Origin of the sequence: Granulicella sp. WH15, from assembly GCF_009914315.1 — a bacterium.
Classification (GTDB): domain Bacteria; phylum Acidobacteriota; class Terriglobia; order Terriglobales; family Acidobacteriaceae; genus Edaphobacter.
The window spans coordinates 3320238-3333907 of the sequence record NZ_CP042596.1; the positions used below are offsets into that span (position 1 = coordinate 3320238).

General features: G+C 56.5%; 11 protein-coding genes. 5 read left to right on the forward strand and 6 right to left on the reverse strand.

The features are described 5' to 3' along the window. Positions 1 to 256: 256 nt before the first annotated feature. Complete coding sequence (locus FTO74_RS13820) at positions 257 to 1009, reverse strand: hypothetical protein (RefSeq protein ID WP_255462273.1); 753 nt, start codon at positions 1007 to 1009, stop codon at positions 257 to 259. Between the two features lie 355 nt (positions 1010 to 1364). On the opposite strand from FTO74_RS13820, the gene FTO74_RS13825 reads away from it, so the two are divergent. From FTO74_RS13825 to FTO74_RS13840, 4 genes are all read left to right on the forward strand, one after another. After that, positions 1365 to 2288, forward strand: a complete 924-nt coding sequence (locus FTO74_RS13825) for a LysR family transcriptional regulator (RefSeq protein WP_162538670.1) — start codon at positions 1365 to 1367, stop codon at positions 2286 to 2288. A 113-nt stretch (positions 2289 to 2401) separates the two neighbouring features. Beyond that, a complete protein-coding gene (locus FTO74_RS13830) occupies positions 2402 to 3562 on the forward strand; it encodes an NAD-dependent formate dehydrogenase (RefSeq protein WP_162538671.1) in 1161 nt (386 codons plus the stop codon). 137 nt (positions 3563 to 3699) lie between these two features. Then, positions 3700 to 4074, forward strand: coding sequence for a cyanase (gene cynS, locus FTO74_RS13835; RefSeq protein ID WP_220399022.1), 375 nt, complete (start codon positions 3700 to 3702; stop codon positions 4072 to 4074). Continuing rightward, on the forward strand, positions 4075 to 4446 hold the full coding sequence (locus FTO74_RS13840) for a CHY zinc finger protein (RefSeq protein ID WP_162538672.1): 372 nt from the start codon (positions 4075 to 4077) through the stop codon (positions 4444 to 4446). On the opposite strand, the gene FTO74_RS13845 is transcribed toward FTO74_RS13840, so the two are convergent. From FTO74_RS13845 to FTO74_RS13855, 3 genes are read right to left on the reverse strand one after another with little or no spacing between them, the layout of a single operon-like run. Beyond that, complete coding sequence (locus FTO74_RS13845; protein WP_162538673.1) at positions 4419 to 4916, reverse strand: GAF domain-containing protein; 498 nt, start codon at positions 4914 to 4916, stop codon at positions 4419 to 4421. The genes FTO74_RS13840 and FTO74_RS13845 overlap by 28 nt on opposite strands. 23 nt (positions 4917 to 4939) lie before the next feature. Further along, positions 4940 to 5521: a peptide-methionine (R)-S-oxide reductase MsrB gene (msrB, locus tag FTO74_RS13850; RefSeq protein ID WP_162538674.1), complete on the reverse strand. Its 582-nt coding sequence runs from the start codon at positions 5519 to 5521 to the stop codon at positions 4940 to 4942. A 19-nt stretch (positions 5522 to 5540) separates the two neighbouring features. Further along, complete coding sequence (locus FTO74_RS13855; RefSeq protein ID WP_255462274.1) at positions 5541 to 6599, reverse strand: thioredoxin family protein; 1059 nt, start codon at positions 6597 to 6599, stop codon at positions 5541 to 5543. A gap of 81 nt (positions 6600 to 6680) precedes the next feature. On the opposite strand from FTO74_RS13855, the gene FTO74_RS13860 reads away from it, so the two are divergent. Continuing rightward, the gene (locus FTO74_RS13860) at positions 6681 to 7394 is read left to right on the forward strand and encodes a M24 family metallopeptidase (protein ID WP_255462275.1); all 714 of its coding nucleotides are present in this window, start codon (positions 6681 to 6683) and stop codon (positions 7392 to 7394) included. Between the two features lie 181 nt (positions 7395 to 7575). On the opposite strand, the gene FTO74_RS13865 is transcribed toward FTO74_RS13860, so the two are convergent. Beyond that, positions 7576 to 9963, reverse strand: coding sequence for a hypothetical protein (locus FTO74_RS13865; protein ID WP_162538676.1), 2388 nt, complete (start codon positions 9961 to 9963; stop codon positions 7576 to 7578). Between the two features lie 122 nt (positions 9964 to 10085). Continuing rightward, the gene (locus tag FTO74_RS13870) at positions 10086 to 13409 is read right to left on the reverse strand and encodes a carboxypeptidase regulatory-like domain-containing protein (protein WP_162538677.1); all 3324 of its coding nucleotides are present in this window, start codon (positions 13407 to 13409) and stop codon (positions 10086 to 10088) included. Positions 13410 to 13670 lie beyond the last annotated feature (261 nt).

Consider the following 13670-nt stretch of genomic DNA (forward strand, 5'->3'; position numbering starts at 1 on the left):
CGCCAACATCCAAAGCGCTCGAAGCCGCAACAAGCATCAGATACCATGCGAGCGACTCTGCGTGGTCACATATTTGCCTCGAAACCGCATTTCTCCCCAGCCAGCTTCGCTACCGAGCAGACCACCTTTGGGGTGAAACCATCGCCCCAAAGGTGGTCTGGTTTTCCAATCGCTCGGAAGATCTTGCCGCTGCAAAGGTCGGCTTGCGCAATCCAGGCCATGATCTCGCGCTCGACGAATTCTCTCCCTCAACAAGCTATTTCGGAAGGGGGATCGACACGGCCTTACCGGCTCCACGCTCGGCGATCCAAAGCGTATCTCCCGCAGGTTCGACTCCGGTCGGTGTCTTAAGTCCTTCCTTGAGCACGGTGACGCTTGCCCTGTCGCCGTTGATGGTGAGGGCAGAGATCTTACCGCTGCCATTTTCGGCGACGAAGATCTTTCCATTCGCCGCACGCATCCCGTCGGGACCTTTTACCGGCTGGTCCATCCAGATATCGACAGGCTGCCCCGGCTTGCCGGAGGCGTCCACCGGGATGCGATAGAGCTTGTTGAAGATTACGTTGTTCACGTAGAGCGTACCGTTCAGGAAGGTAATGCCATCGACGCCCTGAAGCACGCGATGCTCCAGGTAAAGCTCCGCGCTGGAGGCCCCGGCCGCCAGCCTGTAGATTCTACCGGTGGCGGTGTCCGTAATGTAGAGCGCCTTGTCGGGGCCGATCGCGAAATCGTTGCACGTCGTATTGTCGCCGGGCAGGTTCCAGCGGACCTTCGGCGCGCCGGTAGTGAGATCAAAGCCTCGCAGTGCGGTGTGTCGCTGCACCGGAGTGATGTTCGGCACCGGGGTTAGCTGGCAGGTCCACAGCGTATTGTTGGCGGCATCGGCCAGCATACCGAAGAAAAACGTTCCCGGACCTTCGGCGCTGGCGTCGATGAACTTCTCGGCGGTGGATGCGCCCGAGCGCACCTTGTAGACGAATGGCGAACTGGCGCTGCCAACGATCAGCATGCCGCCAGGTGCCACGGTCAAACTTTCCGGCTGCGATTTCGCGTCGGCGATCAAAATGTCAGCGGCGGACGCGGCTTGCGAAAGGCTTGCCACAAGAGCAGAGCAGATGGCGAGGCGTCGAACGTTCGAGATAAACATCGTGAAATCTCCTCAGGGTTGATCTTTCATGTCACCGATAAATCCTTGAACAGGCCAGGATTCGAAGGAAGTAACGCAAGCCATGTTTGATCGGCCAGCCCAGTATACGGAATCATCTTGATTACAAGTCGTTTGCCGGTGTTCTCGGGCTAGGGTATTTCGGCTCTGGCCGCTTATCGGTAGCAAAATTATATGATTTGAATTGAGATAGGCGCGCATGATTCTTCGGCATCTGGAATTTCTTACAGCCTTGGCACGTGAAAAGCACTTTGCGCGCGCGGCAGCTTGTTGTCGTGTGACGCAGTCGACACTCTCTGCTGGGATTAAACAGATGGAGGAGAGTCTCGGTGTTCTGCTGGTCGAGCGCGGACAGCGCTTTGTGGGGCTTACTCCTGAAGGAGAGAAAGCCCTTGAATGGGCCAAGCATGTGATCGCAGACTATGAAGGTCTGCAACAGGGCTTGTCTGAGATGCGGCGGGGACTGACGGGATATCTGAAGGTTGGGGCGATCCCGGTTACGCTGCCAATCATCTCGCTGCTCACTACGCCATTCGCCAAGCATCATCCGCAGACCCATACAGTCATCCGCAGCCTGACCTCGATTGAAATCCAGAGAGGCATTGATGAGCTGACGCTCGATATAGGAATGACGTATCTCGACAACGAGCCGCTTGCGAGGGTGCGCCGGCTCCAGCTCTACACCGAGCATTACGTCTTCCTGACTCGGGTGAGTCCGAGCATGCAAGGACGTAAGACGATTCCGTGGCTGGAGGCGGCGAGTTATCCCCTTTGCCTGCTGACCTCCGATATGCAGAACCGCAGGATTATCGACACACACTTCCGAGAGGCAGGAGCAGAGGTCCATGCAGCTATCGAGACGAACTCACTCATCACGTTGTGGTCGCACTTGAAGTTCGGTCAGTGGTCCACCGTTGTGCCGAACTCCTTTCTGTCCTTGATTGGAGAGGTTGATGGGCTTACTTCGCTCGCACTTGTCGAACCGGAGGCTTCTCATGTGGTTGGCCTCGTTGCCTCGGATCGAGACCCCTTACCTCCTATTGCCCGGGCTTTTCTGGATGCGGCAAAACTGATCGACCTTCGTAAAGAGGTGGACAAGCAGATGAACCGTTCAACGACGTGAGTTATCGGACTGTAACGATGATCGAAATCTTCGATTGGCCCATTGAAGTCCTTTGTTTGACCATCGTGATTGCGGTTTGAGAGCGTTGTTTCCGTAAGTAATTGGAGGAAGCAATGGCAAAGATACTTTGTGTGCTTTACGACGATCCCGTTACCGGTTATCCCAAGAGCTACGCTCGCAACGACATTCCCAAGATCGACCACTATCCGGGTGGGCAGACGGCTCCTACTCCGGAGGCGATTGACTTCACCCCCGGCGAATTACTCGGCAGTGTCTCCGGCGAGCTTGGTTTGCGCAAGTACCTCGAAGGTCTTGGCCACACCCTTGTCGTCACGTCGGATAAGGAAGGCGCAGACTCGGTCTTCGACCGTGAGTTGCCCGACGCGGACATTGTCATCTCGCAGCCATTCTGGCCCGCCTACCTGACACCGGAGCGCATCGAGAAGGCAAAGAAGCTGAAGCTGGCGATTACGGCCGGCATCGGATCCGACCATGTCAATCTTGAAGCCGCCATCAAGCACGGCATCACCGTTGCCGAGGTGACGTACTCCAACAGCATCAGCGTCTCCGAGCATGTGGTGATGATGATCCTCTCTCTGGTGCGCAACTACCTTCCGTCGTACGAATGGGTTCTCAAGAGCGGCTGGAATATTGCGGACTGCGTCGAACGTTCTTACGATCTCGAAGGGATGCACGTGGGCACGGTTGCCGCGGGCCGCATTGGACTCGCGGTGCTGAAGCGCCTGAAGGCCTTCGACGTGAAGCTGCACTACTTCGATCAGTATCGGCTTCCGGAGAGCGTCGAGAAGGAGCTTGGCCTGACTCATCACACGAGCGTTGAAGACATGGTCAAGGTCTGCGATGTGGTGACGATCAATGCGCCGTTGCACCCGGGCACGCTCGACCTGTTCAACGATGAGTTGATCGGCAAGATGAAGCGCGGCGCTTACCTTGTGAACACCGCGCGTGGCCTGATCTGCAATCGTGATGCGGTTGTTCGCGCGTTGGAGAGCGGACAGCTGGCCGGATATGCCGGTGATGTCTGGTATCCGCAGCCCGCTCCGCAGGATCATCCCTGGAGGACGATGCCGCATCATGGGATGACCCCGCACATCTCGGGCACATCGCTCTCCGCTCAAACCCGCTATGCGGCAGGCACGCGCGAGATACTGGAGTGCTTCTTCGAAGGGCGTCCCATCCGAGATGAGTACCTGATCGTGGATGGCGGCAAGCTCGCTGGTGCTGGAGCGCACTCCTATACCGTGAAGAAGTAATGTATCGTCTAACGCAAACTAAGACGGGCGAAGGCGACTTCGCCCGTCAACCTTTTAGGAGCAAGAGATGACACGAGAAGAACTCACCGCGAAGGTACTGGATGCCAAGCGAAAGCAGGGCCTTTCGTGGAAGCAGATTGCAGAAGCCATCGGAGGGATCGCCGATCTTGTATACGGCTGCGCTGCTCGGCCAGATGACGCTGACAAAGGACGAAGCTGGCAAGCTTGCGAAGCTGCTGGACCTGGAGGAATCGGAAGCAATCCAGCTTACTGAACCGCCCTATAGAGGTTCGCTATCGACAGTCCCTCCGACAGATCCGTTGATCTATCGCTTCTATGAACTGATACAAACCTACGGCACTACCTGGAAGGCACTTATCGAGGAAGAGTTCGGGGACGGCATCATGAGCGCGATCGACTTCGGTATGGCAATCGAACGTGAGGAGAACCCGAAGGGTGACCGCGTGCGCATCACTATGTCCGGCAAGTTTCTCTCTTATAGACGCTACTAAATGATTCCTGCATTGTGTTCTGATAGGCATGTGAAGCTGCTAAAACCAGATGTCCGAGGAGTGGAAGTGGATGCGGAGACCCGATGCGTCCATTACCACTCTCCGCTCGACATCATTGCTATCAAGATGGCTTGCTGCGGCATCTACTATGCCTGCAAAGACTGCCACGAAACTCTAGCTGGCCATGCCATTGAAGTCTGGCCGCATGCAGAGTGGAATGTTCGAGCGGTTCTTTGTGGTGCGTGCGGGTGCGAGTTGACGATCCACGAATACATGGACAGCGGATACTCGTGCCCGCACTGCAAGGCTGGCTTTAACCCCGGCTGCAGGAACCATTACCGCTTCTACTTTGCACCCGAAGATAGAGCTTGAGTGCGTTTCATAAAGCTGCCCACGATAGCCGCGCACTCTTCGAGGAACTCCTTGTCTCGCGGTGAGAAGGCAGCGAGGTCGTGACTGTCGATGTCAATTTCACCGACCACAGCATCATTGACTCGAATGGGAACGACGATCTCGGATCTGGTCTCCAGCGAGCAGGCGAGATAGCGTGGATCTGAGTTGACATCGTCCACGATAACCGTATCGTTTTGCGCCACAGCAGCTCCACAGATTCCTTGATTCACGGGAATACGCACATGCTCAGTTGGCGCTCCACGAAACGGTCCCAGGACCAGCGTCTCTGGATCGTCGGGATCGAGCATATAGAAGCCCGTCCAGTTGTAATAAGACAGGCGCTGCGGAATGATCTCAACGATGAAGTTCTGCAAAGACGCAAGATCGTTTGCGGACTTCGCACACGTGTTCACTTCGGAAAGAATCTGAGCGAAGGTATTCTCGGACATACTTCTATTCTGCACCTTGTGGGCTAGGTAAACTTCACAAACTTAAGTGCCACTGAATTCATGCAATAACGCAGGCCCGTCGGCTTTGGTCCATCATCGAAGACATGTCCGATATGGGCGTCGCAGCGTTTGCACGAAACCGCGATGCGCCCCATTCCCAGGGACATGTCGATACTTTCACGAACATTTTCTTTGGCGATGGGCTGCCAAAAGCTGGGCCAGCCCGTATCCGATTCAAATTTTGTATCGGAGCTGAAAAGCGCGGTATCGCAGCAGATGCAGCGATAGAGCCCTTTGTCGTGGAGATTCCAATACTGACCGGAGTAAGGCCGTTCGGTGCCCGCCCGCCGCGTGATTCCGTATGCGTCAGACGATAGCTGCTGTTTCCATTCGGCATTGGTCTTGACAATCACCGGAACACTGACCGTCTCTTTCCGCTGCCCTGAGTCGGAGAACTCAACGATATTGACTGCTTTAGGGCTTCCAGCCATCGCTTCGACAGAGTTGATTCCATATCGCAGTTTTAAGGCAAGCGCAGTCACAGCACCACCTCCGGCGACAAGGAACACTCTCCGACTCATGCTGCCATCTCGCTTCTGAATCATGATGCTCTCCTGTTGGCTCTCATCCGAAGGTGAAGGAGAAAGCCTGCACGCCCGGTTCCTGAAACTCGATCACGAAGGTGTGGTCTGTAATCGTACCCTTCTCTCTGACCAACTGATATAGGCGGTGTTCTGTCACGACGCCGTTGCCCTCCGCGTCCGTGTCTACTCCATGATTCGCTCCTGGAGCCTGCCCGTCGATGGTCACTCGAAAGTGAACTGGTCTTCCATCGGCTGTCGGACCAAGTACAAGATGCAGGTCGCGGGCGTGGAAACGAAAGGCGATCTTTCCCCCCGCAGATCCGAGCACAGCGACCTGCTGGTGATCGGTCCATTTGCCTGCAAGTCCCCACTCGTTTAATTTAGGACGATTCGGCTCAGAATAAAGCTGCTCGGCATCTCGCTTGATGCCGCCCGGCGACGCAAAATGTTCGGCACGGTCATAGCCAATATAGGTCTCAGGAGAGCGCACATCGCTCATGTCGGCAACCGCCTGAACCCCTTGCCCATGAACGCTAACAGTGCTGGCCGACATCGGCTTCGCGCCGGCCTCTTTCAGCAGCTCCTGTATCCAACGCTCCGATTGCTCGTATTCGCCCTCGCCGAAGTGCTCGTAGCGCACCTTTCCTTTAGCGTCGATAAAATAATGGGCGGGCCAGTATTGATTGTGGAACGCGCTCCAGATCGCATAGTTGTTGTCGAGGGGAACGGGATACGTGATTCCAAACTTATTGACTGCCTTCTGGACGTTTGGCATCTGTTTCTCGATGTCAAACTCCGGCGTATGGACGCCGATCACGACGAGGCCGCTGTCTTTATACTTCTCCGCCCAGGCACGAACATACGGAATGGCGCGGATACAGTTGATGCAGGAATAGTCCCAGAAGTCGACGAGGACGACCTTCCCCTTGAGCTGCTTTGCCGTCAAAGGCGTGGAATTGATCCAGCCGGTCGCGCCGGTCAGTCCGTATAACGGAGAGCTTCCAACGATGCTTAGCGGCTCCTGTGCCTGCGCCAAGGGGGAGCTGGCAACCGTAAAGCTCAGGACGGTCGCAATTGCAGCCACGATAGACAGGTTCATCTTTCTCCAACGAAAAACGGCAGTCATCTGGTTTTAGGCCCCTCCATCGGGCACTATAAATATAGTGAGGAACAGCCCCCCGTGCCAGACGAGATCGGTTCATTAGACATATCGGAAGAGAAAAAGGTTACAGAACTCCGCATTGCCCAGAACAAGGCGGAACGGCTCTTTCATGAGGTAGAAACGCGAGGGCTGGTCCGTGACGGTATCACTGAGAGCCAGCTCAACCAGGAGATCTATGACCTGGCGAAGGAGATGTACGGGATCTCAACGTACTGGCACAAGCGAATCGTTCGCGCGGGAGCCAATACACTGCTGCCTTACGCTGACAATCCGCCAGACCATACGCTTGGTGCAGATGAGATTCTTTTCCTCGATCTCGGTCCGGTGTTTGAAGAGTATGAAGCAGATTTCGGGCGCACCTTCGTTATCGGATCAGATTCTGTGAAGCTCAAGATGCGTGATGATGTGGCAAAAGCATTCGCCGATGGGAAACACTACTTCAAAGAGAATCCAGATATTACCGCAGATCAACTTTATGCCTATGCCGTTTCTCTTGCGGCGAAGTACGGCTGGGAGTTTGGCGGACCGATCGCGGGGCATCTGATCGGTCAGTTTCCGCATGAGAGGATCACTGAGGATAAGATAACTCTCTATATTCATCCGAAGAGCAGCCTGCCTATGCGCTCAACGGATGAGAAGGGCCAGATGCGCCATTGGATTTTGGAAATTCATTTCGTCGATAGAGCGCGCCAGATCGGCGGCTTCTTCGAAGAATTACTAACTGTAGGATAAACATCTCTCAGTCAATAGTCTGGAAACCTAAAGGATCTTCCGGCCCTGGAAATCACGAATCATCTGCTATGGTCGGCGATTGTGAGCACTCGCTGGTCTTGAATCAATAGTGCATTGCGTAAGATTGTGGAAACTGGCCCGTGGGAATCTCTGCCTTATTTTCAGTTTATATTCGATTGCCTCAGCCGATCTTTGCCCGCACGTGCACATGTTCTCCCGGAGCGAGATCTACCTCGACCTGCAGAGACGTTCGCCCCCAGCACTCCAAAGTGGAGAGGGCCTTAATAGAGACTCCCGAGGCCTGAAGGTCTTTGAGTGAAATACCCTTCCCCGGCGTCAGCACGATGGTAGCCGCATAACGATGGCAGTTGCGGTTTCGCACGAATGCGGATATCTCGCCTGGGGTTTTGGTCAGCTCGAGGTCAAAACTGGTCGCGCCGATCCGTGCACGATTCCAGGAAAAACTGTCCCATGGAATAAAAGGGGCAAAGTGTATGGAACGAGAACGGGCATCTACTGAAACACCGATGAAATTGTTGATCAGGCAGCAGAGATACACTGCCGCGCCCCATCCGCACTTTCTCGCGACGTCGCCTCGAAGCGGCATAGAAGGGTCTTTACTGCCGTAAGTATAGGGCCACCACCATGGGGAGCCATCCAGGTCCGTGAGAGAGCGAATGCGGTTGAGCCGATGCAGTATCTGGGGTTCGTCCGCGGCACCGGCAAGAGCGGTCGTCCAGCCCGGAAAGGTTGCGGAACTCCAGTTTGCGTTGTACCACCAGATGGCATCGAGCTCCGGCGAGTAGAGCGGGTTCTCCTTGGTCATGGCCAGAGATGCATGATGCAGGAGCCTGGGGTCGTCGGCCTTGCAGAATCCGTAGAAGGGCAGAAGGGTCGTCTCGCTCTCCTCCCCGTCATGGCCTTGTACGAAGCTGCCATCCTTATTGACCCCTTCGAAGAAGCGATCTCCATCAGGTCCTTTGCCAACGCAGTACGTGCTGATGGCGTCGTGGATGCTTTGCGCGACACTTGACCACTCATGCGCCAACGTATCGTCACCGTAGGCTTCGGCTGCAACCTGCGCCATTCCCATGAACGCGAACCAGGCAGCAACATTCGAGCCTGTGTGGTACTCCCCGCGAGCCTCTCCGTCGGAGAAGTAAAGAGAAGGAAAGAGCATGGGCGTGCCGCGACGGCTTGCGAGTACTTCATCGAAAATGCGGCGTGCCTGCTCCAATATCTCGGGGCGAGCGATGAAAAAGCTGCGGTCTCCCGTGGAGCGATAGTAAGCGCCTGCGAGTGACAGGCCGGAGACGGAGTTGCTGAGGGACTGGCTGATGCTCCCGGCTCCAGGGAACCGCGAGCGAGCGGGACCAGTTGTCTCCGTGGGGCATCCCCACTTGAGAAAGTAGGGGATGGAATCGGCACAGAGCGCAGGATCGAAGAGGCTCATCGCCAGCATAGAGTAGTAAGCATCGCGAGCCCAATTCACCTGGGTTATGCCGACGTCGCTGCCGAGGAAGCCTCCGCAGAATCTGCCGTCACGGGATCGCAGGGCAGACTGACGAGAAAGCTCCGCGAAGCGGATCACCGATTCGGCCACGAAGCTGTCCCGCGGAATCGACAACGTGCCATAGCCGATTCGGCGCACGTCAAGCGTATCTTCGAGCCATCGTGCGAGGCTTAAGGCGTTCAGCCGCGCGAGCGTTGCATCTGTTTCCTGCTCGTCTTCGCCCAGTATCCATGCGGTCGCCAGCACAGTGGAAGCGTGAGGGGCAATAGTCAGGGAGACTCCGTCAAAGTCGAATTGACCACTGTGGCCGAGATGATCGAAGAGCGCACAACGGGCGAGAGCACGGCTCTTCTTCTCGCCGGTAGCTTGTTCGTTCTGACTAAGAGACGAGTCAATTGAATGTGGATCGCCGGATCTCGGGGTATTGATCAGGCTCGCGCTGATGGGGGCCAGGCTCACTTGCCGCGTAATAGTTCCATCGTTGGTAAGAAGAGTGAGATTCAGAAGCGCTCGGGGGGAGCGGGCCGAGTCACTACGATCTACAGGAGCAAAGACAAGCTGGTGGATGCTCACATCGCCCTGACGGGATGTGAACAGTGGCAGGAGGTTTTCGAGCAGTGCAACTTTGACATGGCTGCTGGAGATCCCTCCCGATTCCACATGAGCCTGCATCGACCACGGCCCTCCGTAGAGGAGGAGTTTTCTGCTGTAGACGCCACCTTTGATCTGCTCTAGAGGAAGAGCTTCAACCCCGCAGCAGATACACGCTCGATGCACCTCACCGCGTGCCGTCAGTGAAGCCGCGATCTGATTGTTGGAGACATCGAAGCTCAATTCTGAGGCATCTTGTGTCAAGTCGCGGTAGAGGCTGCCGGTGGTGAGTGGAGCACCATCGGCTGCGAGGCCGAAGTTGATGCTTCGTGGAAGATGAAGAATATCCTTTACACGGAACGGCTTTGCGTGTCGGGTGTCCGGGGAAGCATCGCCCCTAGAGGTAGCGGCAATAGCAGCCAGCGCTTGAATGAATGTGCGTCGTGAAATCGTAGGAATCGTCAACGGTCTTCTTTTCCTGATTTTTCTGAGGGATGAATCCTGGGTAATTCAACTCCCCCTCTGTCGCTGCTCGTGATTGCAGCAGCGACAGAGGGGGAGTCAATACACAGTCAGTCCAGAGAGATTTAGAAGTGGAATCTCACAGCAAACTGGAGCACCCTAGGCGCAGTACCGGTACGCAAGGTCGTGATCTGACCGAAATTCGTATCGTTGATGTTGCTGTCGGGGATGCCAAAGGTAGTGCTGTTGAACAGGTTGAAAGCTTCCACCCGAAGGTTGAGGGCCATCTGGTCGTGAAGCAGTATCTCCTTGGCGAGCGCCGCGTCAAGATTGACATATGCCTGCGAACGCGTGGAGGGAAGGTTCCGCGGCGCGTTGCCGTAGGTGAACGCCGGGATGTTGGCGAACGCGGCCTTGTTCAGCCAGTTGGTAACGGTGGGGTGCGAGAGTGTTGGATTGCCCACGATGTTCGGCCGCGAGCCTCCGTATGCAGGAGCGTTCGCGGTCACGCTGATGACGTTGCCACTCTCCGCAGTGAGGATGCCGTTGAGCTGCCATCCACCGATCAGTTCTTTATAAATGTGGCTGCCGGTCTTGCCGAAAGGCAGGATGTAATTGCCTGAGACGACCAGGTGTTGTGGCAGGTTCGAGGTTGACACAGCCTTCTCGGCACCAAGGTCATCCCAGTTCTGGACGGTGTTGCTGCCGGTGTCGGCATAGATGTTTTCTCCGTTGCCAAGGTTGTTATCCAGCAGCTTGGAGAATGTATAGGAGGCGAGCAGGTAGAACTGATTGACCCACTGACGCCGCACCGTGGCCGTAGCAGCCTGATAGTTAGATCCCGCCCAGTTCGTCATCGCGGTGACTCCGGTGAACTGCGGGTAGCTCATCTCGAGCTGTCCGCGCTGCACCTGGGCAGCAGAGAGCGAGCCATTGGTGATGATACCAGCGTAGGGATTATCGACAAGTTGCTGTAGGGCAGTGCCCTGACCGAGATCGCCCTGGGGCAGATGATGGAAAGCGAAGTCCGCGGGGAGATGGAGCCCGTGTGTTCCGATGTAGCCGAACTCGATAGCCCAGTCTCCGACCTGCTGCTGCAGGTTGGCGCTCCACTGCTGCGCACTGCCGGTAGTGAGGTTGCGGACATTAGCAGTGATGCTTGAGCCAAGCCCCGTCAGCGGGCCGAGGGAGGCCCCCGTGAGAGGAACGATTCCCTGCGGAAAGGGATTGCTTAGCGTACCGCTGGGCTGGTTGCCATCGATCGAAGCGACGTAAGAGGTCTGACTGGTAAAGCCAGTCGATCCGAGCCGAACATAGCCGCCCGTCGTCGGTAGAAAGAAGAGACCGAAGCCGGTACGGAAGACGGTCTTCGGAGTAAAGCTATAGGCAACTCCTATGCGGGGGGCGAAGTTGTCCCACGTTGCATCGCGGTTGCCGCGGCCGACTCCATTGACTCCGACAAACTCGAGTCCTCCGGTAAGATTCAAACCGCTGGCGCTGTAGGCAAGGTTCGGATCGAAGTTGCTGATGCCGTTGTGACGGTCTGTCGTCCCGGCTTCGTGGTCGAAGCGCAGCCCGTAGTCCACGACGAGTTTGTGGGTCAGCTTCCAGTTATCCTGCGCGTAGAGAGACCAGTAATAGGTGGAGTAGGCGTAGTTCTGATGGCGATAAAGAGTGCCGCTGGCTGGACGTCCGAGCAGGAACGACGCCAGGTCGTATCCATTGGTAGCGGCTGCGGTGGGGCTTGGGCCTTTGGTGAAGTTGGCATCGAAGTTGAACTGCAATACGCCGCTGCCTTGGATTGCGTTCCACTGGTAGTCGCGCAGCTCAGCGCCGGTCTTGAAGGTATGAGTGCCTTTGACCCAGGTAACGTCGCCGCCGAAGGTGTAAGCGTTGTTCTCCTGCGTCGATGGGTCTGCCTGGTTGCTGCCGATGGATGAGGTGGTCGACATGGCAAAGAGAGGAAACTCGAGCAACTGCATCTCCGCGGCCAGCGAGGACGGGAACCCCAGTGTGCCGGGATCGAAGCCCTGGCTGATCGGGTTGCGAACCAGTCCGAAGCGGTTGAACCCGGCGTGAGCCTCGATCAACAGGCTTGAGGTGAGGGCGTTGGTGTAGAGAAACGCCAGACTGTTTCTGGGGTAGATCGTTGGGCCATAACCAGGGTCGGCGATGTTGTTGCTGCCGAAGTATCGCGGCGAGATCAGAGTTGCCTTATCCCAGGTGTAGCGTCCCGAAAGCCTTTGTGTAGGCGTTAGATATTCGTCCAGGCGAACCCCGAATGCATTGCGCGTGGTTGTCTGAACCCCATTGGCAAAGTAGTTGTTCACGTTGGTATACGGGTTCCCGGTAACGTTCGGCTCGGGATAGTAAGAGAGAATCTTGAGCGCAATCGGGTTCAGAAGCCCCTGCGGGATGACGTTGTCCTGGAACTGCATACGAGGAGCCTGGGTGGAGCCGGTGATGGGGTTGTAGATCGAAATGAGGCTGCCGGATGAGTTGAAGGTCTCGGAGAAGTCTCCGGCCCTCTGGCGATCGGTGGGGACGGTGTAGAAAGCGTTCGATCCGATCGTCTGGCGCGAGCCCTCGTAGTTGACGAAGAAGAACAACTTGTCAGGAAGGATGTGGCCGCCCAAGGCTCCGCCATACTGATTGAACTGCAGAGGAGGAATCGGCTTTTTCTGGTTTTTGCTGAAGTAATCGTTTGCATCGAAGACATTGTTCTCGGCGAACTCCCAGGCGGAGCCGTGGAACTGGTTAGTCCCGCTGCGCGAGATGTAGTTCACCGCTCCACCGGCGGTGCGTCCGTACTCCGCCGGTGCGTTGTGGGTGATGATGATGATCTCCTGAGTCGCATCCGGTGACAGAGGCACCATCGGGCCACCGCCAGTGGGAAGCTCGTTTGCATCTCCATCGAGAAGGAATGTGTTGAAGGATGGAGGCGCGCCGGCGATGGAGATCCGGCCATCGGTATTGGCCGACTGCGTATAGCTGCCGAAAGAGCCGATGGCCCGCACCGCTGGGGACAGAGCTACCAGCTCGGTGATATTACGGCCGTTCATCGGAAGATTCTGAATAGCCTCCTGATCAAGCGAGGTGCTGACCGCGGTCGTCTCCTGCTGCAGAGCCGGGGCCAGTGTGTTGACCTGCACGGAGGCTTGTTGCGAGCCAATGGCGACAGCCAGGTCCAGGCGGAGATCCTGGTTCTCGCCGAGAGCGACGCCGGTTCGGGTCATCTCGGAGAAGCCCCTGGCGTCGACCTGAACGGAATAGCTGCCGGGGGTAAGCGCCGAGATCGTATAGTACCCCTTGGCGTTGGTCTGGGCGACCCGATTGATATTCGTATTCAGGTTTCGCGCCTGCACCTGCGCGTTGGCAACGGCAGCTCCGCTCGGGTCGGAGATGAGGCCGGTCATGCTGCTCTGCCCCCACGCGTGGGAACTGGCCATCACGAGCAGGAGAACGAAGATTGTTCGACGGAGAAAGCCACAGGTCTCGCGGGAGAATCGCATCAGTGCCTCACAGATCATTGCGGGAATTTGTTCAGGGAGTGGAGAAAGAAGGCTCCAATCCCGAGGCTGAACGTAATTCACCGTGGCATCGGCGAAAGAGTGATTTGGGGGGATGCCCCCTCTGCAACCCCACGAATGACGCGGCATCTGCGACGTTTTATTGTGACAGAGCCACGGTGCAAGGATGGCCTGAAGGAC